This is a genomic window from Streptomyces spinosisporus (assembly GCF_022698145.1).
GTDB classification, from domain to species: domain Bacteria; phylum Actinomycetota; class Actinomycetes; order Streptomycetales; family Streptomycetaceae; genus Streptomyces; species Streptomyces spinosisporus.
In genome coordinates this window covers 46,573-66,501 of record NZ_JALDAX010000027.1, presented here as the reverse complement: position 1 = coordinate 66,501, position 19,929 = coordinate 46,573, and the positions used below count along the sequence as shown (strand labels likewise).

The window sequence follows — 19,929 nt, the reverse complement described above, 5'->3', positions numbered from 1 at the left end:
TCGTATGCGTGTCGTCTCTCGCGCTGTACCGCCGCTATCGCCCGGAGTCGTTCGCCGAGGTCATCGGGCAGGAGCATGTAACCGACCCGCTGCAGCAGGCGCTGCGGAACAACCGGGTCAATCACGCGTACCTGTTCAGCGGGCCGCGCGGCTGCGGCAAGACGACCAGTGCCCGCATCCTGGCGCGCTGCCTGAACTGCGAGCAGGGCCCCACACCCACACCCTGCGGCGAGTGCCAGTCCTGCCGGGACCTGGCGCGCAACGGCCCGGGTTCCATCGACGTCATCGAGATCGACGCCGCGTCGCACGGTGGTGTGGACGACGCCCGTGAGCTGCGCGAGAAGGCGTTCTTCGGCCCCGCCGCCAGCCGGTACAAGATCTACATCATCGACGAGGCCCACATGGTCACGTCGGCCGGTTTCAACGCGCTGCTGAAGGTCGTCGAGGAGCCCCCGGAGCACCTCAAGTTCATCTTCGCCACCACCGAGCCCGAGAAGGTCATCGGGACGATCCGCTCGCGTACACACCACTACCCCTTCCGACTCGTGCCCCCCGGCACCCTGCGCGACTACCTCGCCGAGGTCTGCGGACGCGAGGGGATGACGGTCGAGGAGGGCGTGCTGCCGCTGGTCGTGCGCGCGGGCGCGGGTTCCGTGCGTGACTCCATGTCCGTCATGGACCAGCTGCTCGCGGGCGCCGGCACGGACGGTGTGACATACGCCATGGCCACCTCCCTGCTGGGCTACACCGACGGCTCGCTCCTCGACTCCGTCGTCGAGGCCTTCGCGACCGGTGACGGCGCCGCCGCCTTCGAGGTCGTCGACCGCGTCATCGAGGGCGGCAACGACCCGCGGCGCTTCGTCGCCGACCTGCTGGAGCGGCTGCGCGACCTGGTGATCCTGGCCGCGGTCCCGGACGCCGCGGACAAGGGGCTCATCGACGCCCCGGCCGATGTCATCGAGCGGATGCAGGCCCAGGCGAGCACCTTCGGCGCCGCCGAGCTCAGCCGCGCCGCCGACCTGGTCAACGAGGGCCTGACCGAGATGCGCGGCGCCAACTCGCCCCGCCTCCAGCTGGAGCTGATCTGCGCCCGCGTCCTGCTGCCCGCCGCGTACGGCGACGAGCGCGCCATGATGGCCCGCCTCGACCGTCTGGAGCGCGGTGTGAACTTCTCCGGGGGCGGCGCCGCCCCCGCGATGGGGTACGTGCCCGGTCCCGAGGCGCACGGCGGAGCGATGCCCGGTCCCGGCCCGTCCGGCGACCCGGTCCCGCCGGGCGGCGGACCCGCCGCGGCCCGGGCGGCGGTCCGCACCTCGGGGGCCCCGGGCGGTCCGACGAACCCCGGTGGAGGAAGTACGGCAGCACGGCCCGGCGAGACACCCGCGGCCCCCGCGGCCCCCGCGTCCGTCCCAACCGTCCCGGGTCCCGCGTCCGTGCCCGCCCCTTCCTCCGCCCCTTCTCCCGCTCCTACGCCCGCGTCGGCCTCCGCCCCGCCCGAGCCCGCCCCCTCGACGGCCCCCGCCGCTCCCGCATCCCCGACCGCCTCCACCCCCGGCGCCTGGCCCACCGCCGCCCCGGCAGGCGGCGGCCGGCGTCCCGGCGGCTGGCCCACGGCAACCCCGGCGGGCGGCGCCCGCCCGCCCGCCGCAGCACCGTCACCCACGCCGCCCACGACACCCACCCCCGCCGCCCCCCAGGCACCGGCCCCCACACCCGCCCCGCCCGTCGGCGGCCCCGACCCCCGTGTGCTCTGGCCGAACATCCTGGAGGCGGTCAAGAACCGCCGCCGCTTCACCTGGATCCTGCTCAGCCAGAACGCCCAGGTGACCGGCTTCGACGGCACGACCCTTCAACTGGGCTTCGTCAACGCGGGCGCGCGCGACAACTTCGCGAGCAGCGGCAGCGAGGACGTCCTGCGCCAGGCGCTGGCCGAGCAGTTCAACGTGCAGTGGAAGGTCGAGGCGATCGTCGACCCCTCCGGCGGCTCGGCCCCCGCGCCGTCCACCCCTTCCAACGGCGGCTACGGCGGAACCCCGGGCGGCTACGGCAACGGATCCCCCGGCGGCTACGGCAGCGGAACCCCCGGTGGCTACGGCGGCGCCCCCACCCAGCGCCCCGCGTCCACACCCCCCTCCCCGGCGCCCGCCTCCCCCTCCCCGGCACCGTCGTCCGGCCCCACCGAGGCCCCCGCGGCCCGGCCCACGGCCCCTGAGCCCCCACCGATCTCCATCGAGGACGACATCCCCGAGGACGACGACCCCGACCTGAACGAATCGGCCCTCTCCGGCCACGAACTGATCGTGCGGGAGCTCGGCGCCACGGTGGTCGAGGAGTTCACGAACGAGTAAACGAGCAGGGGAGCGCAGGCGCTCACGTGGGCGACCCTTGGAGGAATCCACAGCAAACCCACCCCCCGTCCCTCGGTGAGAACGCCAGCTAGGCTGACCCCCGTGAAGGTCCTCGTCATCGGTAGCGGCGCCCGCGAACACGCCCTGTGCCATTCCCTGTCCCTCGACCCCGGCGTCACCGCGCTGCACTGCGCCCCCGGCAACGCCGGCATCGCCGAGGTCGCCGAGCTGCACCAGGTCGACGCGCTGGACGGCAGGGCCGTGGCCGCGCTGGCCACCGAACTCGGCGCCGACCTGGTGGTCGTGGGCCCGGAGGCACCGCTCGTCGCCGGTGTCGCCGACGCGGTGCGCGAGGCGGGCATCCCGGCGTTCGGCCCCGGCAAGGAGGCCGCGCGGATCGAGGGCTCCAAGGCCTTCGCGAAGGACGTCATGGCGGGGGCGGCGGTCCCCACCGCACGCTCCTACGTCTGCACGACCCCCGCGGAGGTCGAGGAGGCCCTCGACGCCTTCGGCGCTCCCTACGTCGTCAAGGACGACGGCCTCGCCGCCGGCAAGGGTGTCGTCGTCACCGACGACATCGAGGCGGCGAAGGCACACGCCGACGCCTGTGAGCGCGTCGTCATCGAGGAGTTCCTCGACGGCCCCGAGGTCTCCCTCTTCGCCGTCACCGACGGCGAGACCGTCGTCCCGCTCCAGCCGGCCCAGGACTTCAAGCGCGCGCTCGACGGCGACGAGGGCCCGAACACCGGCGGCATGGGCGCCTACTCCCCGTTGCCGTGGGCCGACCCGAAGCTGGTCGAGGAGGTCCTGCAGACGGTTCTGCAGCCCACCGTCGACGAGATGCGCCGCCGCGGCACCCCGTTCTCCGGCCTGCTCTACGCCGGTCTCGCGATCACCTCGCGCGGCGTACGGGTCATCGAGTTCAACGCCCGCTTCGGCGACCCCGAGACCCAGGTGGTCCTGGCCCGGCTGAAGACCCCGCTGGCCGGTGTCCTGCTCGCCGCCGCCAACGGCACCCTGGCCGACCTGGAGCCCCTGCGCTGGAGCGACGACGCCGCGGTCACCGTGGTCGTCGCCTCGCACAACTACCCCGGCACCCCGCGCACCGGCGACCCCATCACCGGCCTCGACGAGGTGGCCGCCGAGGACGCCCCGCACGCGTATGTGCTGCACGCCGGAACCCGGCGCGACGGCGACGCGGTCGTCAGCGCCGGCGGCCGCGTGCTGTCCGTCACGGCGACCGGCAAGGACCTGGCCGAGGCCCGCGACCGCGCCTACAAGGCCGTCGCACGCATCCGCCTGGACGGCTCCCAGCACCGTACGGACATCGCGGCGAAGGCGGCGGCCGGCGCCTGAGCGCCTGCGTCCTAGCCCCGCGCCTCCCGGAACCCCGCAGGCCCCGGATCCGTCTTCGGACCGGGGCCTGCTGCTTTCCGAGGACCATCCCGAAAGCACTTCCGACCTCTCGAATACAAGTCAAGAACACGGGCCTGATCTTCGCTGTCCGTCACCCACCTCTGACCAAAGCCATTCCATCGAGTGACCGATCCCCCATCCGGCTGACGGGCCCCGGGGCCCCAACTATGGTGCGGCGCAAGCGGTCCGGCACTTGGCCCACCGGCATTGCGATGTCAGTGACGGGTGCCACAGTGGGGGAGTGAGCAACGCCAGGACAGCTGGGCATCCAAGACAGCGGGGGAGGGGGTGAGGTCCGGTCATGACCGGTAGCGGAATGGGTGTGGAGGCGGGCGCGCCGGCGGCGCGTTCGAGGGCTCTTGCCGTGCTGCGCATCCGCAGCAGGGCAGTGGCCGTGGCTTTGCTGCCCGCGGCCGTCGCGGTCGTGCTCCTGGCCGGCGCCTCCACGGGTCATCTCGTGGGACCCGCCTGGCATGCGGCGCGCTGGGTCGTGATCCCCGTCGCCGTGCTCGTACTGCTCGGCGCCTGCGCGATCGCCCTGATCGTCGCGCGTGCCCGCCCCGCCGTGAGCCCGACGGTCCCGATCGCCGAGGAGTCGGCCCCGGATCTGTACCGCATGGTGCGCGACCTCGCCGACCGGCTCGCCGTCCCTGCGCCCTCGGCGATAGCGCTCACCCCGGACTGCGACAGCTGGCTGGAGGACCGCACCCACCCGGCCCACGGCCCGCCCCCCTCCGAGGACCGCGACGACGAACTCGCGGGCGCGCACTCCCTGCGCCGCCGCGGCACCGCCGCCCCGGTCCTCGTCATCGGCTCCCCCTTCCTGTGGTGGATGCGGGTCGGCGAGCTGCGGGCGGTCCTCGCCCCGGTCGTCGCCGGTACGGGTCCCTCCGCGCACCCGGACATAGCCGCGGCCCGCCGCTTCGTGCGCGGTCTGGACGCGGCGGTGGCCGTCGTCTCGACACCCGGGCGCTGTCCGCTGACCCGCGTGGTGTGCGCGGGCGTCGGCCGGGTGGCCCGGCTGCTGCTGCGCAGCTGCCAGGAGCATGCGGCCCAGATGGAGCGGGGCGTCGCGGCGGCCGCGTCCGAGCGTGCGCAGGCGGTGGACTACGGCCTGCGGATCGTCGCCCAGGAGCAGGTGGGTTTGGCGTATGCGGGCTGGGACCGGCTGCTGACCCGGGTCGCGCTGCCCGCCTGGCGGATGGGCCGCTGGCCCTCCCGGCTGGACGCGGGAGTCGTGGCCGCTCTCACCGAGCTCTCCCGCCGCGACCGCCTGGCCGAGGGGTTCGCCTCGCGTCTGGGTGAGCGCCCCGCCTGCGATCTGCTCGAGGAGCCGGGGACGGTGGACGAGGCGGCCTCCTTCCTCGCCGCCCGCCTCTTCCACGGCGGCCCCGCGGCCCCCGGCCCCGACTGGTCCCCGGTGAGCTGGGACGAGTATCCGGACGAGATCGTCGACCGAAAATGGCGCACCGACGCCGCCCGCCTCCACCGGGTCCTGGACACCCTGGGCGTCACCCGGACCACGGATCCGGCCGCTCCCACCGTCGACGGCCCGACCCTGGCCAGAATCCTGGACCACCTCTCGACCCCCCGACGCGAAGCCCAAACCGAGGCCACCACCACCGCCCGAGCCGAGGCGGAAGCGCGCGCCCAAGCCCACGACAACAGCGACGGCAGCTACGGCAGCGACAACAGCCACGACGGCGACGTCAGCGACGACCCACCCCCGAACAACCCCCGCTCCGCCGCCCTCGCCGCAGGCATAACCGCCGAACTCGCCCGCGAGGGAGCCACCGACACCCCCGCCGAGCGCACCACCCCCGCCACCGCCCTCTGGGACGACGCGGCCCTCCCCCTCTTTCCGCTCCAACCCCCGCGCACCGCACGTGAGTTGCTGGCCGACCACGTCACCGCGATGGTCTGCTGCGCGGCCATGGACACCGCAGGCGCCTCGCCCGGTCTCGACTGGCTCGACGGCCCGTCCCTGATCGTCAACGGCGAGCGGGCGACAGATCTGAGCCCCCGCGTCCTCAGCCTCGTGGAGGACGGCGACGCCGCCCCCCTGCGCATCTGGCTGCGCGAATCCGGCATACGGCCCGAAAAGCCCGTCCGCCTCGTGTGACGCAGCCGTACAACGCACGACACACGCCCCGCGACCCGCGGCACACGCCCCGCGACCCGCGACATACGCCCCGCGACCCGCGACCCGCGACCCGCGACATACGCCCCGCGACCCGCGACCCGCGACCCGCGACACCCGGCATAGCGGAGCATCGCATTCCACTTTCGGCCAATTCGCAACGAATAGTGACCGCATGCGTGCGCAATGTGATGTGCTGGGACCGATCGAGCACATGGCAAGGGCGTGTGGCACGCGCAGGAGTGCGCCGGAGCCGACCGACCGAGACGGAACGGCAGGCGAGGGGAGCGACCATGGGGTCGGAGCAGATCCGCCGCTGGGAATCCGGAGCGCTGGCGCACGCCGTGACCGATCCCTTCGGCCAGGGCCCCCTCCCCTGGCTCCGCGGCGACGAGACGTACTTCGACGACACCGGCCGGCTGATCCCCTGGTACGTGGACCCGCCCCAGGCGCCGACCGCGGACGACACCCCGGGCGCCCGCGTGACGCACGCCCCCCACGCCCCCCACGCCCCCCGCACGCCCCGTGTCCCGGCCCCCCGCTCCTCCGGCGGCCCCCGCTCGGCCGACGACGTCCGCCGCCAGATCAAGGGCTTCATCTCCACCGGCGCGGTCGCCCCCGGCGAGGCCGTCGACTTCCACATCACGGTCGACCCGCCCCAGGAGTTCGGCGTCGACATCTACCGCATCGGCCACTACGGCGGCGACGGCGCGTCCAAGATCACCACCAGCCCCCGGCTGTCCGGCATCGTCCAGCCGCCGCCGCTCGCGGCGGATCGTACGGTCTCCTGTCACCACTGGTGGCTGTCCTGGCGGCTGCAGATCCCGTCGTACTGGAGCATCGGTGCCTATGTCGCCGTCCTGACCACGGCCGACGGCTACCGCTCCCACATCCCCTTCACGGTCCGCGACAGCCACCCGGCCGACCTGCTGCTCCTGCTGCCCGACGTGACGTGGCAGGCGTACAACCTCTATCCGGAGGACGGCCGCACCGGCGCGAGTCTCTACCACGCCTGGGACGAACAGGGCCGGCTGCTGGGCGAGTCCGAGGCGGCGACGACGGTCTCCTTCGACCGCCCGTACGCGGGCGCGGGCCTCCCCCTCCATGTCGGCCACGCCTACGACTTCATCCGCTGGGCCGAGCGCTACGGCTACGACATCGCCTACGCCGACGCCCGTGATCTGCACGCCGGCCGGGTCGACCCCACCCGCTACCGCGGCCTGGTCTTCCCGGGGCATGACGAGTACTGGTCGCTCACCATGCGCCGTACTGTCGAACGGGCCCGCGACCACGGCACGTCCCTCGTCTTCCTGTCCGCCAACACCCTGTACTGGCAGGTCGAGTTGGCCCCGTCGCCGTCCGGCGTCCCCGACCGGCTGCTCACCTGCCGCAAGCGCCGGGGCCCGGGGCGGCCCGTGCTGTGGCGCGAGATCGACCGGCCGGAACAGGAACTGGTGGGCATCCAGTACGCGGGCCGGGTCCCCGAGCCGCACCCCCTGATCGTCCGCAACGCCGACCACTGGCTGTGGGAGGCGACCGGCGCCGGTGAGGGCGATGCGATCGAGGGCCTGGTCGCGGGCGAGGCCGACCGCTACTTCCCGCGCATCCCGCTGCCCGAGCACGAGGAGCGCATCCTGCTCGCCCACTCGCCGTACACCGACTCCGAGGGCGCCCGGCGCCATCAGGAGACGTCCCTGTACCGCGCCCCCTCCGGCGCCCTGGTGTTCGCTTCCGGGACGTTCGCCTGGTCCCCGGCCCTGGACCGCCCCGGCCACGTCGACTCACGCGTCCAACGGGCCACGGCGAACCTGCTGGACCGCATCTGCAAACGTGACTGAGCTCACGTAAGCGCACGTCAACGGCCTGATCCCAGCCACCCCCGCCCTGACCGATCTCCGGCATAAGGGAGAATCGAGTTTCTTGGACATCACCACGGGGAGGAACCGTGTCCGGATTCGTAGAAAAGCCCGAGCCGATCCAGGTTCCGGGCCTGGTGCACCTGCACACCGGCAAGGTGCGCGAGCTGTACCAGAACGAGGCCGGCGACCTCGTGATGGTCGCCAGTGACCGCATGTCCGCCTACGACTGGGTGCTGCCCACCGAGATCCCCGACAAGGGCCGCATCCTCACGCAGCTCTCCCTGTGGTGGTTCGACCAGCTCGCCGACCTGGTCCCCAACCATGTCCTGAGCACCGAGCTTCCCCCCGGCGCCCCCGCCGACTGGGTTGGGCGCACCACCGTCTGCAGGTCGCTGCAGATGGTCCCGGTCGAGTGCGTGGCCCGCGGCTATCTCACCGGCTCGGGCCTGGTCGAGTACGACGAGTCCCGCACGGTCTGCGGCCTCGCGCTTCCCGAGGGTCTGGTCGACGGCAGCGAGCTGCCCGCCCCGATCTTCACCCCGGCCACCAAGGCCGCCGTCGGCGAGCACGACGAGAACGTCTCCTACGAGGAGGTCGCGCGCCAGGTCGGCGCCGACACCGCGGCCCAGCTGCGCCAGGCGACCCTCGCCGTCTACTCCCGCGCCCGCGACATCGCCCGAGACCGCGGCATCATCCTCGCGGACACCAAGTTCGAGTTCGGCTTCGACGGCGAGGAGCTGGTCATCGCGGACGAGGTCCTCACCCCGGACTCCTCCCGCTTCTGGCCGGCCGACCAGTGGGAGCCGGGACACGCGCAGCCGTCGTACGACAAGCAGTTCGTGCGGGACTGGCTGACCTCGCCGGCCTCCGGCTGGGACCGCAGGAGCGAGCAGCCCCCGCCGCGGCTGCCGCAGGAGGTCGTGGACGCGACGCGCGCCAAGTACGTGGAGGCGTACGAACGGCTGACGGGCACCAGCTGGTCGTGACGCACGCCCGTGCGGTGCGTGCGCTCGTACAGCAAAAAGCCCCCGGCCGGAACCGGGGGCTTTTCCATGGAGCGGACGACGAGGCTCGAACTCGCGACCTCAACCTTGGCAAGGTTGCGCTCTACCAACTGAGCTACGTCCGCAGTGCGCCGTGGCGCGAGAGCAACTATACCCAACCCCGCTCGCGGGCGAGCCGCACCGCCGCATGCCGGTTCTCCGCCCCGAGCTTGGTGGCGGCCGACGACAGATAGTTGCGTACGGTCCCCTGCGAGAGCGCGGCCCGCTCGGCGATCTCCGCGACCGGCGCACCGTCCGCGGCCAGTTCCAGCACCTCGGCCTCCCGCGCGGTCAGCGGGGAGTCCCCGGAGGCGATGGCGTCTGCGGCCAACTCGGGGTCGACGTAACGGTTTCCGGCGTGCACCGTGCGGATGATCTCCGCGAGCCGCTGCGCGCTCACCGTCTTCGGGACGAACCCGCGCACTCCCGCCGCGAGCGCCCGCTTCAGATGTCCGGGCCGGCCGTGACTGGTGACGATCAGTACCTGGCAGTCGGGCAGTTCGGCCCGCAGGGATGTGGCCACCTTCACACCGTCGGCGCCCGGCATCTGCAGATCGAGCACGGCCACGTCCGGCCGGTGCGCCCGTGCCATCGCCAGCGCCTCCGGCCCGCTCGCCGCCTCCGCGACGATCACGAGGTCGTCCTCCAGCGCGAGCAGCGCGGCGAGCGCACCCCGGATGAGGTGCTCGTCGTCGGCGAGCAGCAGTCGTACGACGGCGGTCATGCCGTGACCTCTCTCACACTCAGCGGCACTTCGGCCACCACTCGGAACACATCCCCGCCGGCCGGCCCCGCCTCCAGCGTGCCGCCCACCGCCGACAGCCGCTCGCGCAGCCCGGCCAGTCCGGACCCGCCGCCGGTAGCGGGGGCGCGGGCGCCGTCGTTCTCGACGGTCAGGGTGACGCGCCGCTCGTCGCGGGTCAGTGCAATGTCACATTGCACGGCCTCCCCGTGGCGCAGCACGTTCGTCGTGGCCTCCCGCACCACCCACCCCAGCGCCGACTGCACCTCGGTGCCCAGCCCGTCGCTCTGCCCGCGCACCGCGCACTCGATCCCGGCCGCGCTCAACACTCCTTGTGCGCCGGTGAGTTCGACCCCGAGGTCGATCTCCCGATAGCCCCGTACGACGGCCCGTACCTCCCGCTGGGACTCCTGCGCGATCCGCTGCACCTCGATCATCTGGTCCACGGCCTCGGGCCGCCCGCGTCGCGCCAGCTGCACCGCGAGTTCGCTCTTGAGCGCGATGACGGCAAGGTTGCGGCCCATCACATCGTGCAGGTCGCGCCCGAACCGCAGCCGCTCCTCGGCGACGGCGAGCCGGGCCTCGACCTCGCGGGACCGCTCCGCCTCCCACAGCACCGACAGCGTCCAGGCGCCGCACCGGCAGGCCAGCAGCGAGAAGAGCGCCCCGAACACGGTCAGGCCACCGAGCATGAGGATCGGGGCCGGTTCGGGGTCGGTCCAGCCGAAGGCGACCATGAGCACCAGGGCGAGCACGGCCGACTGCCGCAGGAACACCCGTACGGGCGTGACCAGGCCGTACAGCACCCCGAAGGGCAGCAGCGAGGCGCCCACGGCGAGCCGGACGGCGACCGGTTCGGCGCCGTCGAGCACGGCGAGCACCAGGGCCAGCGCCAGCGCGAGCCCCAGCAGTACGGCGGCGGGGCGCAGGGCCCCGCGCGGGACTTCGGCGCGGCCCAGGTAGTGGTCGAGGGCGGGCCGGGTGAGCCGGGTGGACTCCGCGCACTGCAGCGCGCCCACCAGCAGGAGCAGCCCGCCGACGGCCAGGGGCGCGGGCCGCCGCTCGACCCCGCCCACCAGCGGCAGCGCCAGCCAGCACAGGGCGAAGAACCAGGTGGTGCTGTACCAGGTCAGCACGGTCTGGAACTCGACCCGTTCGGCCTTGCTGCGCTCGACCCAGTGCCGCCGCTTCCAGCCGCTGATCCGCCCGAACACCACGCTCTCCCCGTCCGTCAGCGCCGCGGTTCCCACCGGAACCACCGCCGTACAGCAAACACCGCGAGCAGGCTCCAGGCCACCGCGGTCGCGACGGCGCCCAGCACCTCGTAGCCGCTGAGCTGTCCGGTCCAGCCGCCGCGCACCAGCCGGATGGCCGGGGAGAGCGGCAGGAGGTCGCAGACCCGGGCCAGCTTGTCCGGCATGACCTCCGTGGGGACCGCGATGCCGGAGCCCACCATGGACACGAGCACCAGCGGCAGCGCGGTGACCTGGGCGCTCTCCACGGTCCTGGTGAGGGTGGCGGTGACCGCGGCGAGCGCGGCACACAGCACCAGGCCCGCCACCACGCCGAGGACGGTGAGATACGCCGCCCGGGGAGCCCCCGCGTCGAGCAGCACCGCACAGCCCACGCCGAGTACGAGGGCCTGGGCGAAGCCGACGCTGACGGCGGGCAGCGCGGTGCCGGTGAGGATCTCCGCGTCGCCGAGCTCGCCGGTGCGCAGCCGCTTGAGGACGAGCTCCTCGCGGCGGGCGACGTAGGCGCTGACCAGGGAGGTGTAGACGGCGAAGAGGAAGGAGAAGCCGATCGCGGCCGTCAGCATCACCGTGCCGATGCTCAGTCCCTCGGCCTTGAGGTCGATCCGGTCGACGGCGGGCCGCACGCTGAACGGCAGCGCGAGCGGCACGAGCAGCGCCGTGACGAGCGCGCCCCGGTTGCGGCCGAGCAGGGTGAGCTCGGCCCGTGCCAGCGCCTTGAGCCGCCGCCCGGTGGGAGCGGGAACGAGGGCGCTCATGCCGCCACCTCCCGCTCGCGCGCGATCCCGAGGAACGCCTCCTCCAGCGAGGCGGAGCGCACATCGAGCCCGTGCAGCTCGACCCGTGCCCGCTCGGCCCACACCAGCAGCCCGGTCGCGGCCCGCTGCAGCTCCCGGGTCCGCAGCCGTACGAGGCCGCCGTCCACCTCGTGCTCGCACACGCCCAGTTCGGCGAGCGGCGGCAGATCGCCGAGGAAGTAGCCCTCGGGCAGCCGGAAGGAGATCCGCGAGGGCTGGCGTGCGGTCACCTCCAGCGGGGTGCCGGTGGCCGCGACGCTCCCCTCGTGCAGGATCGCCAGCCGGTCGGCGAGGCCCTCGGCCTCCTCCAGATAGTGCGTGGTCAGCAGCACGGTCGTGCCGCCGTCGCGCAGGGCCCGCACCAACTCCCAGGTGTCCCGGCGCCCTTCGGCGTCCAGGCCGGTGGTGGGCTCGTCCAGGAACAGCACCTCGGGCCTGCCGAGCAGCGCGAGCGCCAGGTCCAGGCGCCGGCGTTCGCCCCCGGACAGCTGCTTGACCCGTACGCCGGACCTCCCCGTCAGCCCGACGAGCGCCAGCGCCTCGTCCTCGGGGCGTGCCCCGCTCACGCACCCGGCCCACATCCTGGTGGTCTCCGCGACGGTCAGCTCCGAGGGGAAGCCGCCCTCCTGGAGCATCACGCCGGTCCTCGGGCGTACGGCGGCCCGCTCCTCGTAGGGGTCGTGGCCGAGCACCCGCACCCGGCCCCCGGCGGGGCGGGCGAGGCCCTCCAGCAGTTCGACCGTGGATGTCTTGCCGGCGCCGTTGGTGCCCAGCAGCGCGAAGACCTCGCCGCGGCCCACGGTGAACGAGATGCCGCGCACCGCCTCGAACCCGCCCCCGTAGTCACGCCGCAGGTCGGTGACCTCTATCACGTGTTCGTGTTCGTTCGTGTTCATGACTTCAGCGTCCCGGCGATCCGCGGCCGGCAGCAGTGCGCGGTGTCATCGCTCGGCATGACAAATGTCAGAAGCGCGCGCACGAACGCGCGGACACGAAAAAGACCCCGGTCCCTGAGGACCGGGGTCTTACTCCCGAGCGGACGACGAGGCTCGAACTCGCGACCTCAACCTTGGCAAGGTTGCGCTCTACCAACTGAGCTACGTCCGCATTGCCTCCGACCGGCTCCCACCGATCGGCGCGAGCACCAGCCTACCCGATCCACAACAGTGGTTCTGACCGGCGGTGCAGAGCGGGTGACAGGAATTGCACACTGCGCCTTCCCCCTGGAAGGGGGATGTTCTACTACTGAACTACACCCGCAAGTACTCCGTGAGCCGGGGCCTTTCGGCCTCGCCCCTCGGCGTGCTCCAGACTCTAACTGACCAGGAGGGGTGCAGCGCAAGTCGGTTCTGCCGAGGGGCCGGTGACCGGGCGTCGGACCGGGCTCACTGGGCCGCGCTGAACGCCTCGTAGACCTTCTTGGGGATGCGGCCGCGGGCCGGGACGTCCATCTTGTTGGCCTGGGCCCAGGCGCGCACGGCGGCGGGGTCGGGAGCGACCTCCGTCTGACGGTAGGCCTTGCCGGACTTCGACCGCTTGCGGCCGGCCTCCACGTACGGCGCGAGCGCCTTACGCAGTTTCTTGGCATTGGCTTGATTCAGGTCGATCTCGTACGACTTGCCGTCGAGTCCGAAGGCGATCGTTTCCGCCGCTTCCGAGCCGTCGATGTCGTCAAAGAGCGTGACCACGACCTTCTGCGCCACGAATATCGGTCCCTTCGTACGGCACGTTGACAATTCATTTGTACCGTGCCCGACAATGCAATGTGAAGCCCGACTAAATCTGCCCGCGTGTCCGAGCGCAATAGGTATCGGGTGTCGATCTCAGATTTTTCCCGTAACTTTTCGCCGGTGGTCACCCGGCCGCCGTCCCGTGACAGGCATCACGTAGATTCCTACAAGGTGACGCGCGTAGAAATTTTGTGCAGGTAGTCTGAAGTCGCCAGTAGGAACCTGCTCAGCACCACACACCGGGAGTGCCAGTGGCACGCGTCGTAGTCGACGTCATGCTCAAGCCGGAGATCCTCGACCCCCAGGGCCAGGCGGTGCAGCGCGCACTGCCGCGTCTGGGTTTCGAAGGCATCTCCGACGTACGTCAGGGAAAGCGATTCGAACTCGAAGTTGACGGGCCGGTCGACGAGGCCGCCCTCGCCCGCATCCATGATCTTGCGGAATCCTTCCTCGCCAACACAGTGATCGAGGACTTCACCGTCAAGGTCGAGGAAGTCGCGGAGGCCGCGAAGTGACCGCTCGTATTGGCGTCGTCACTTTCCCCGGAAGCCTCGACGACCGGGACACACAGCGCGCGATCCGTCTCGCGGGCGCCGAACCGGTCGCTCTCTGGCACAAGGACAAGAACCTCCACCAGGTCGACGCGGTCGTCCTCCCCGGCGGTTTCTCCTACGGCGACTATCTGCGGGCCGGCGCCATCTCCCGCTTCTCGCCGGTGATGGAGACGGTCATCGAGCAGGCGAAGGCCGGACTGCCGGTCCTCGGCATCTGCAACGGCTTCCAGGTCCTGACCGAGGCCCACCTCCTGCCCGGAGGCATGCTCGGCAACGACCACCTGCACTTCATCTGCCGCGACCAGAAGCTGCGGGTGGAGAACGCGCAGACGGCCTGGACCGTGGACTACGAGGCGGGCCAGGAGATCCACATCCCGCTGAAGAACATGGACGGCCGGTACGTCGCCGACGAGTACACCCTCGACAAGCTGGAGGCCGAGGGCCGCGTCGCGTTCCGGTACCTCGACTTCAACCCCAACGGCTCGCTCCGCGACATCGCCGGCATCACCAACGAGGCCGGCAACGTCGTAGGCCTCATGCCGCACCCGGAGCACGCCGTCGAGCCGCTCATCGGCTCCGGCCGCACCGACGGCCTGCCGTTCTTCACCTCGATCCTCAAGAAGCTGGTCACCGCATGAGCAGGACGCCTCTGGACACGGTCGAGCACGCGGCCGCGACCCCCGACGTCGAGCTGCCCTGGGCCGAACTCGGCCTGAAGAAGGACGAGTACGAGCGGATCCTGGAGATCCTCGGCCGCCGGCCCACCGGCGCCGAGCTCGCCATGTACTCCGTGATGTGGTCCGAGCACTGCTCGTACAAGTCCTCGAAGGTCCATCTTCGCCAGTTCGGCGAGAAGGCCCCGCAGTCCGACGCGATGCTCGTCGGCATCGGCGAGAACGCCGGTGTCGTCGACGTCGGCCAGGGCTACGCGGTCACCTTCAAGGTCGAGTCGCACAACCACCCCTCGTACGTGGAGCCCTACCAGGGCGCGGCCACGGGCGTCGGCGGCATCGTCCGCGACATCATCGCGATGGGCGCGCGCCCGGTCGCGGTCGTCGACCCGCTGCGCTTCGGCGCGGCCGACCACCCCGACACCAAGCGCGTCCTGCCCGGCGTCGTCGCCGGCATCGGCGGCTACGGCAACTGCCTGGGCCTGCCCAACATCGGCGGCGAGGTCGTCTTCGACGCCTGCTACCAGGGCAACCCGCTGGTCAACGCCGGAGCCATCGGCGTCATGCGGCACGAGGACATCCACCTCGCGAAGGCGTCCGGCGCCGGCAACAAGGTCATCCTCTACGGCGCCCGGACCGGCGGCGACGGCATCGGCGGCGCGTCGATCCTGGCGAGTGAGACCTTCGACGACGCCAAGCCCTCCAAGCGCCCGGCCGTCCAGGTCGGCGACCCCTTCCAGGAGAAGCTCCTCATCGAGTGCACCCTGGAGGCGTTCGCCGAGAAGCTGGTCGTCGGCATCCAGGACCTGGGCGCGGCCGGCCTGTCCTGCGCCACCAGCGAGCTGGCCTCCAACGGCTCCGGCGGCATGCGCGTCACCCTGGACGACGTCCCGCTGCGCGACTCCACGCTCTCGCCCGAGGAGATCCTCATGAGCGAGTCGCAGGAGCGCATGTGCGCGGTCGTCGAGCCGGAGAAGGTCGACCGGTTCCTTCAGATCTGCGAGAAGTGGGACGTCATCGCCACCGTCATCGGCGAGGTGACCGACGGCGACCGCCTGGAGATCTACTGGCACGGCGGCAAGATCGTCGACGTCGACCCGCGCACGGTCGCCCACGAGGGCCCGGTCTACGAGCGCCCGTACGCCCGCCCGTCCTGGCAGGACGAGCTGCAGGCCGACGACGCGAACAAGCTGGCGCGGCCCGCCTCCTCCGCGGAGCTGCGGGAGCAGGTCCTGAAGCTGGTGGGCTCGCCCAACCAGGCCTCCAAGAAGTGGATCACCTCGCAGTACGACCACTTCGTGCAGGGCAACACCGTCCTCGCCATGCCCGAGGACTCCGGCATGATCCGCATCGACGAGGAGTCCGGGCTCGGCGTCGCCATCGCGACCGACGGCAACGGGCGCTACGCCAAGCTCGACCCGTACGCGGGCGCGCAGCTGGCGCTCGCGGAGGCGTACCGGAACGTGGCGACGACCGGTGCCACGCCCCTCGCGGTCTCCGACTGCCTGAACTTCGGCTCGCCCGAGGACCCGGCGGTGATGTGGCAGTTCGCGGAGGCCATCCGCGGACTCGCCGACGGCTGCCTGCAGTTGGGCACGCCGGTGACCGGCGGCAATGTCTCGCTGTACAACCAGACGGGCGAGGCCGCCATCCACCCGACCCCCGTGGTCGCGGTCCTGGGCGTCATCGACGACGTCGCGCGGCGTACGCCGGTCGCCTTCCAGGAGGAGGGCCAGCTGCTCTACCTCCTCGGCGACACCCGCGAGGAGTTCGGCGGCTCGGCCTGGTCGCAGGTCGTCCACGACCACCTCGGCGGTCTGCCGCCCAAGGTCGACCTGGAGCGGGAGCGGCTGCTCGGCGAGATCCTGATCTCCGCCTCCCGCGACGGCATGATCGACTCGGCGCACGACCTGTCCAACGGCGGTCTGATCCAGGCGGTCGTGGAGTCGGCGCTGCTCGGCGGGAAGGGCGCGCGACTGGTCGTACCGGACGGGCTCGACGCGTTCACCCTCCTGTTCTCCGAGTCGGCGGGGCGCGCTGTCGTGGCCGTGCCGCGCTCCGAGGAGGTCCGCTTCAACGACATGTGCGGTGCGCGGGGCCTGCCGGTCACCCGTATCGGTGTCGTGGACGGTGACACGGTCGAGGTCCAGGGCGAGTTCGAGGTGTCGCTGCAGGAGCTGCGTGCGGCGCACGAGGGCACCATCGAGGCGCTGCTCGCGTAGGCCGGATGTACCACGACGAAGGCTCCGCCCGCTTCGAACGGGCGGGGCCTTCGGGTTTTCTCCAGGGCCTTCGGTGTCTCCTCACGCGGCCACCGGCTGCTTCGCCGGCTCCGAAGCGGCCGCTCCGGGGCGGGACTTGGGCAGCCTGAGCGCCATCAGCGTGGCCACGGCCATGACCGCGGCGCCGATCCAGAACACCACGCTCGTCGCGTCGGTGTAGGCGTGCACGCCCTCCGTGTGCGCGTCGCCGGTCAGCCGGGCGAGCGCGCTCACGTCGCCGCCGGGGCCGTCGGCCGCGTACAGGCGGGTCAGGACGGTGCCGAAGAGGGCGGTGCCCAGGGCGTTGCCGAGGGCCTGGAAGTAGCGGACGGAGGTGGTGGCGACGCCCAGTTGCGGGCGCGGCGCGGAGTCCTGGACGAGCAGGATCAGCTGGCCGAGGAGCTGTCCGAACCCGGCCCCGATCAGCAGGAGTTCACCCCGGATCAGCCAGAGCGAGGTGTCCGGGCCGGTCGTCGCGGCGAGCAGGACGAACGCGAGGGCGGCCGTGACGGTGCCGCTGATCGTGAAGGTCCGTGCCGTCCAGCCGCGGGCGCCCAGCGGGCCGGACAGCAGCCCGGTCGCCGACAGGCCCACGGCCATCGGGATCAGATACAGGCCTGCCGAGGAGCTGCTGAGGCCGCGGACCAGCTGCAGATAGACGAGCACGTAGTAGATGGCGCCCGTCATCGCGGCGCCCATGATCGCCTGGACGGCGAAGCCGAGCCGCAGCTCGCGGATGCGGAACAGGCCGAGCGGCAGGACCGGTTCGGCGGCCCTGAGCTGGCGCCACACGAACAGGGCGAGCGTGACGACGGTCGTGGCGGCGAGGCCGAGGACGACCGGTGACGTCCAGGCGTACTTCTTGCCGCCCCAGTCGGTGACCAGGAGCAGTGCGCTGGAGAACGCGGCGGCGAGCACGGCGCCGCTGTAGTCGAGCGGGCGCCGCTCGTGCTGCTCGGGGAGCTTCAGGGCGAGCGCGGAGGCGATGAGGACCACGAGGCCGACGGGCAGGTTGACGTAGAAGATCCAGCGCCAGCTCGCGTGGTCGGCGAGGACGCCGCCGAGCCAGGGGCCGACGGCCATGGCTCCGCCGGCGACGAGCCCGCCGGCGTTGGTGCCGGTGCTCTTCTCGTCCGCGGTCCTCAGGTGGGCGATGACGACCATCGTGACGCTCATCAGGCCGCCGCCGCCCAGGCCCTGCAGGGCGCGGGCCGCGATCAGGGCGGTCATCGACTGGGCGGCGCCGCACAGCGCGGAGCCGAGCAGGAAGGTGGCGATCGCGCCGGTGAAGATCCGCTTGGGGCCGACGACGTCGCACAGCTTGCCGTACAGCGGCAGCAGGGCGGCCGAGGCCAGGGCGTAGGCGCTGACCAGCCAGGGGATCTTGTCGATGCCGTGGGCGGGATCGAGGTCGTGGGCGATCGGGACGGTGGCCGCGGAGACGATCTGCAGGTCCAGGACCGCCAGGACGATCGTGAGCAGGCAGACGAACAGGCCGACTTTGCGCTGGGTCTCGGTCATGGCACCACCATGCCCGTTGTTCGTGTACCGAGTCAATCTTTCATCTCGGATTAAATTTCGCCTTGGTACAGTGCTGGCATGACGGCCGAGGCGATGGGACTGCGTGAGCGCAAGAAGCGGCAGACGGCGATGCGGATCTGGCAGGTCGCGGTCCGGCTGTTCTCCGAGCGCGGCTTCGACAACGTCTCCGTGCAGGAGGTCGCCGACGCCGCCGAGGTCTCGAAGATGACCGTCTTCAACTACTTCGGCACCAAGGAGGACCTGGTCTTCCGGCCCATGGAGGAGCACTTCGGGGACGCGGCCCGCGCGGTGCGCGAGCGGGAGCCGGGGGAGAGCGCGGTGCAGGCCGTACGCCGGCAGTTCCTCGCCATGGTCGAGGCCCGCGACCCCTCGGTCGGCCTGCACAGCGAGCCCTTCGCCCGCCAGGTGCGCCAACTCGTCGTCGACACACCCGTGCTGATGGAGCGGGCCTTCCTCTCCTCCCAACAGGGCACCCGCGACCTGGCCGCCCTCCTCGCCGAGGAAACCGGCGACCTGATGCTCGCAACGGTGGCCGCCGCCATGCTCAGCGCCGCCCGCAACGCCCTCGTCGAGGAACACCACACCCGCATCGCCGCAGGCGAACCCGTCGACAGGGTGGCCGCCGACGCAGCGACCCGCGCCGAACAGGCTTTCGCGCTGGTCGAACGGGGCCTCGAGAACTACGCACGCAGGACCTGACCGGGGCCGCCACCCAGGGCGCCGGACCGCTCCCCGGCGCACCCTCTAGGCTCACCGCCATGCCCCCGGCCAAGAAACGTGCTCGTACGTATGACTCCGTCAAGATTCGTGCCGCTGTGGTCGCGCAGTTCGGGTATCTGCGTGATGCCGTGCGCACTCTGAGCCCCGAGCAGTTGGACGGGCCCACGCGGTTGGGTGAGTGGCGTGTGCGGGATCTGGTTGCGCACACCGGTATGGCACTCGGTGCCGTCAGCCGGTTCCTGGAGCGGCCGGAGCCGCCCCGGCAGCAGGTCACGGTTCTCGACTGGCCGTTCGCGACCGCCGCCGACGCGGCCGGCATCGAGGACGCGAGCCGCCGGATCGCCGAGGACAACCCCGACCTGGACGCCCACCTCGCAGCCGTCGAGCGCCGCTACACCGCCGACCTGGCCGAACACCCCGGCACCCGCCTGCTCGCCACCGGCACCGGCCCGATGCCGCTCTCCGACTACCTCGTCACCCGCACCGTCGAACTGATCGTCCACACCGACGACCTCAACGACGCCGTCCCCGGCCTGGAAGTGCCGTACGAGCGCCAGGCCCTCGCCGCCTGCACCCGGCTGCTCGCCGACGCCCTGGCCGCCAAGGCGCCCGGCGGTTCCACCGAGGTCAGGATCCCGCCGTACGCCGTGGTGCAGTGCATCGAGGGGCCCCGGCACACCCGCGGCACCCCGCCGAACGTCGTCGAGACCGACCCGCTGACCTGGGTCCGGCTCGCCACCGGCCGCGTGACCTGGGCGGAAGCCATCGACCGGGCCTGGGTCGGCGCGAGCGGCGAGCGCGCCGACCTCAGCGGGCTGCTGCCCCTGATGGGGTGAGCCGGGGGAACCGGCCT

Annotated in this window: 16 protein-coding genes and 3 tRNA genes; 10 read left to right on the top strand and 9 right to left on the bottom strand. The window is 72.0% G+C overall.

Going from position 1 to position 19,929, the window contains the following annotated elements; genetic code table 11:
* Positions 1-8 precede the first annotated feature (8 nt).
* The 5 genes from MQN93_RS40610 (at position 9) to MQN93_RS40590 (ending at position 8,749) form a co-directional block, all read left to right on the top strand.
* Complete coding sequence (locus tag MQN93_RS40610) at positions 9-2,348, top strand: DNA polymerase III subunit gamma and tau (protein WP_242713438.1); 2,340 nt, start codon at positions 9-11, stop codon at positions 2,346-2,348.
* A gap of 102 nt (positions 2,349-2,450) precedes the next feature.
* Positions 2,451-3,704, top strand: a complete 1,254-nt coding sequence (gene purD, locus MQN93_RS40605; RefSeq protein WP_016436898.1) for a phosphoribosylamine--glycine ligase — start codon at positions 2,451-2,453, stop codon at positions 3,702-3,704.
* A 361-nt stretch (positions 3,705-4,065) separates the two neighbouring features.
* Entirely contained in the window at positions 4,066-5,886 is a 1,821-nt protein-coding gene (locus tag MQN93_RS40600) for a M48 family metalloprotease (protein ID WP_242713437.1), read from the top strand.
* A gap of 311 nt (positions 5,887-6,197) precedes the next feature.
* Positions 6,198-7,742, top strand: coding sequence for a N,N-dimethylformamidase beta subunit family domain-containing protein (locus tag MQN93_RS40595; RefSeq protein ID WP_242713436.1), 1,545 nt, complete (start codon positions 6,198-6,200; stop codon positions 7,740-7,742).
* Positions 7,743-7,849: 107 nt separating this feature from the next.
* Entirely contained in the window at positions 7,850-8,749 is a 900-nt protein-coding gene (locus MQN93_RS40590) for a phosphoribosylaminoimidazolesuccinocarboxamide synthase (protein ID WP_242713435.1), read from the top strand.
* Positions 8,750-8,816: 67 nt separating this feature from the next.
* Here MQN93_RS40590 and MQN93_RS40585 read toward each other — a convergent pair.
* From MQN93_RS40585 to MQN93_RS40550, 8 genes are all read right to left on the bottom strand, one after another.
* Positions 8,817-8,892: transfer RNA gene (locus tag MQN93_RS40585), tRNA-Gly, on the bottom strand.
* 23 nt (positions 8,893-8,915) lie between these two features.
* On the bottom strand, positions 8,916-9,530 hold the full coding sequence (locus MQN93_RS40580) for a response regulator transcription factor (protein WP_016436894.1): 615 nt from the start codon (positions 9,528-9,530) through the stop codon (positions 8,916-8,918).
* Positions 9,527-10,798: a sensor histidine kinase gene (locus tag MQN93_RS40575; RefSeq protein WP_242713434.1), complete on the bottom strand. Its 1,272-nt coding sequence runs from the start codon at positions 10,796-10,798 to the stop codon at positions 9,527-9,529. The genes MQN93_RS40580 and MQN93_RS40575 overlap by 4 nt, the downstream gene beginning before the upstream one ends.
* Positions 10,780-11,559 carry an ABC transporter permease gene (locus MQN93_RS40570; protein WP_242713433.1) on the bottom strand — a complete coding sequence of 260 codons (780 nt, stop codon included), beginning with the start codon at positions 11,557-11,559 and terminating at the stop codon, positions 10,780-10,782. Before MQN93_RS40570 ends, MQN93_RS40575 begins: the two co-directional genes overlap by 19 nt.
* The gene (locus tag MQN93_RS40565) at positions 11,556-12,494 is read right to left on the bottom strand and encodes an ABC transporter ATP-binding protein (RefSeq protein ID WP_242713432.1); all 939 of its coding nucleotides are present in this window, start codon (positions 12,492-12,494) and stop codon (positions 11,556-11,558) included. Before MQN93_RS40565 ends, MQN93_RS40570 begins: the two co-directional genes overlap by 4 nt.
* A gap of 138 nt (positions 12,495-12,632) precedes the next feature.
* Positions 12,633-12,705, bottom strand: a tRNA-Gly gene (locus MQN93_RS40560).
* Positions 12,706-12,786: 81 nt separating this feature from the next.
* Positions 12,787-12,858: transfer RNA gene (locus MQN93_RS40555), tRNA-Gly, on the bottom strand.
* A gap of 125 nt (positions 12,859-12,983) precedes the next feature.
* Positions 12,984-13,301 carry a histone-like nucleoid-structuring protein Lsr2 gene (locus tag MQN93_RS40550; protein WP_016436890.1) on the bottom strand — a complete coding sequence of 106 codons (318 nt, stop codon included), beginning with the start codon at positions 13,299-13,301 and terminating at the stop codon, positions 12,984-12,986.
* 278 nt (positions 13,302-13,579) lie between these two features.
* Between MQN93_RS40550 and purS the strand changes: the two genes are divergently transcribed.
* The 3 genes from purS to purL are packed head-to-tail and all read left to right on the top strand — an operon-like array spanning position 13,580 to position 16,775.
* Positions 13,580-13,843: a phosphoribosylformylglycinamidine synthase subunit PurS gene (gene purS, locus MQN93_RS40545; protein ID WP_015659417.1), complete on the top strand. Its 264-nt coding sequence runs from the start codon at positions 13,580-13,582 to the stop codon at positions 13,841-13,843.
* Positions 13,840-14,520, top strand: a complete 681-nt coding sequence (purQ, locus tag MQN93_RS40540; RefSeq protein ID WP_016436889.1) for a phosphoribosylformylglycinamidine synthase subunit PurQ — start codon at positions 13,840-13,842, stop codon at positions 14,518-14,520. The genes purS and purQ overlap by 4 nt, the downstream gene beginning before the upstream one ends.
* Positions 14,517-16,775 carry a phosphoribosylformylglycinamidine synthase subunit PurL gene (gene purL / locus MQN93_RS40535; protein WP_242713431.1) on the top strand — a complete coding sequence of 753 codons (2,259 nt, stop codon included), beginning with the start codon at positions 14,517-14,519 and terminating at the stop codon, positions 16,773-16,775. The genes purQ and purL overlap by 4 nt, the downstream gene beginning before the upstream one ends.
* An 81-nt stretch (positions 16,776-16,856) precedes the next feature.
* On the opposite strand, the gene MQN93_RS40530 is transcribed toward purL, so the two are convergent.
* Positions 16,857-18,335, bottom strand: a complete 1,479-nt coding sequence (locus MQN93_RS40530; RefSeq protein ID WP_242713430.1) for an MFS transporter — start codon at positions 18,333-18,335, stop codon at positions 16,857-16,859.
* A gap of 78 nt (positions 18,336-18,413) precedes the next feature.
* Between MQN93_RS40530 and MQN93_RS40525 the strand changes: the two genes are divergently transcribed.
* Entirely contained in the window at positions 18,414-19,055 is a 642-nt protein-coding gene (locus tag MQN93_RS40525; RefSeq protein WP_242713429.1) for a TetR/AcrR family transcriptional regulator, read from the top strand.
* Positions 19,056-19,114: 59 nt separating this feature from the next.
* Positions 19,115-19,912, top strand: a complete 798-nt coding sequence (locus MQN93_RS40520; protein ID WP_242713428.1) for a maleylpyruvate isomerase family mycothiol-dependent enzyme — start codon at positions 19,115-19,117, stop codon at positions 19,910-19,912.
* Positions 19,913-19,929: the final 17 nt, after the last annotated feature.

Bases quoted from the DNA above. Each gene is read 5' to 3' on its own strand.
- MQN93_RS40600 (WP_242713437.1), top strand. From the start codon at position 4,066: ATGACCGGTAGCGGAATGGGTGTGGAGGCGGGCGCGCCGGCGGCGCGT.
- MQN93_RS40595 (WP_242713436.1), top strand. From the start codon at position 6,198: ATGGGGTCGGAGCAGATCCGCCGCTGGGAATCCGGAGCGCTGGCGCAC.
- MQN93_RS40580 (WP_016436894.1), bottom strand. From the start codon at position 9,530: ATGACCGCCGTCGTACGACTGCTGCTCGCCGACGACGAGCACCTCATC.
- MQN93_RS40570 (WP_242713433.1), bottom strand. From the start codon at position 11,559: ATGAGCGCCCTCGTTCCCGCTCCCACCGGGCGGCGGCTCAAGGCGCTG.
- MQN93_RS40565 (WP_242713432.1), bottom strand. From the start codon at position 12,494: ATGAACACGAACGAACACGAACACGTGATAGAGGTCACCGACCTGCGG.
- purL (WP_242713431.1), top strand. From the start codon at position 14,517: ATGAGCAGGACGCCTCTGGACACGGTCGAGCACGCGGCCGCGACCCCC.
- MQN93_RS40530 (WP_242713430.1), bottom strand. From the start codon at position 18,335: ATGACCGAGACCCAGCGCAAAGTCGGCCTGTTCGTCTGCCTGCTCACG.
- MQN93_RS40525 (WP_242713429.1), top strand. From the start codon at position 18,414: ATGACGGCCGAGGCGATGGGACTGCGTGAGCGCAAGAAGCGGCAGACG.
- MQN93_RS40520 (WP_242713428.1), top strand. From the start codon at position 19,115: ATGCCCCCGGCCAAGAAACGTGCTCGTACGTATGACTCCGTCAAGATT.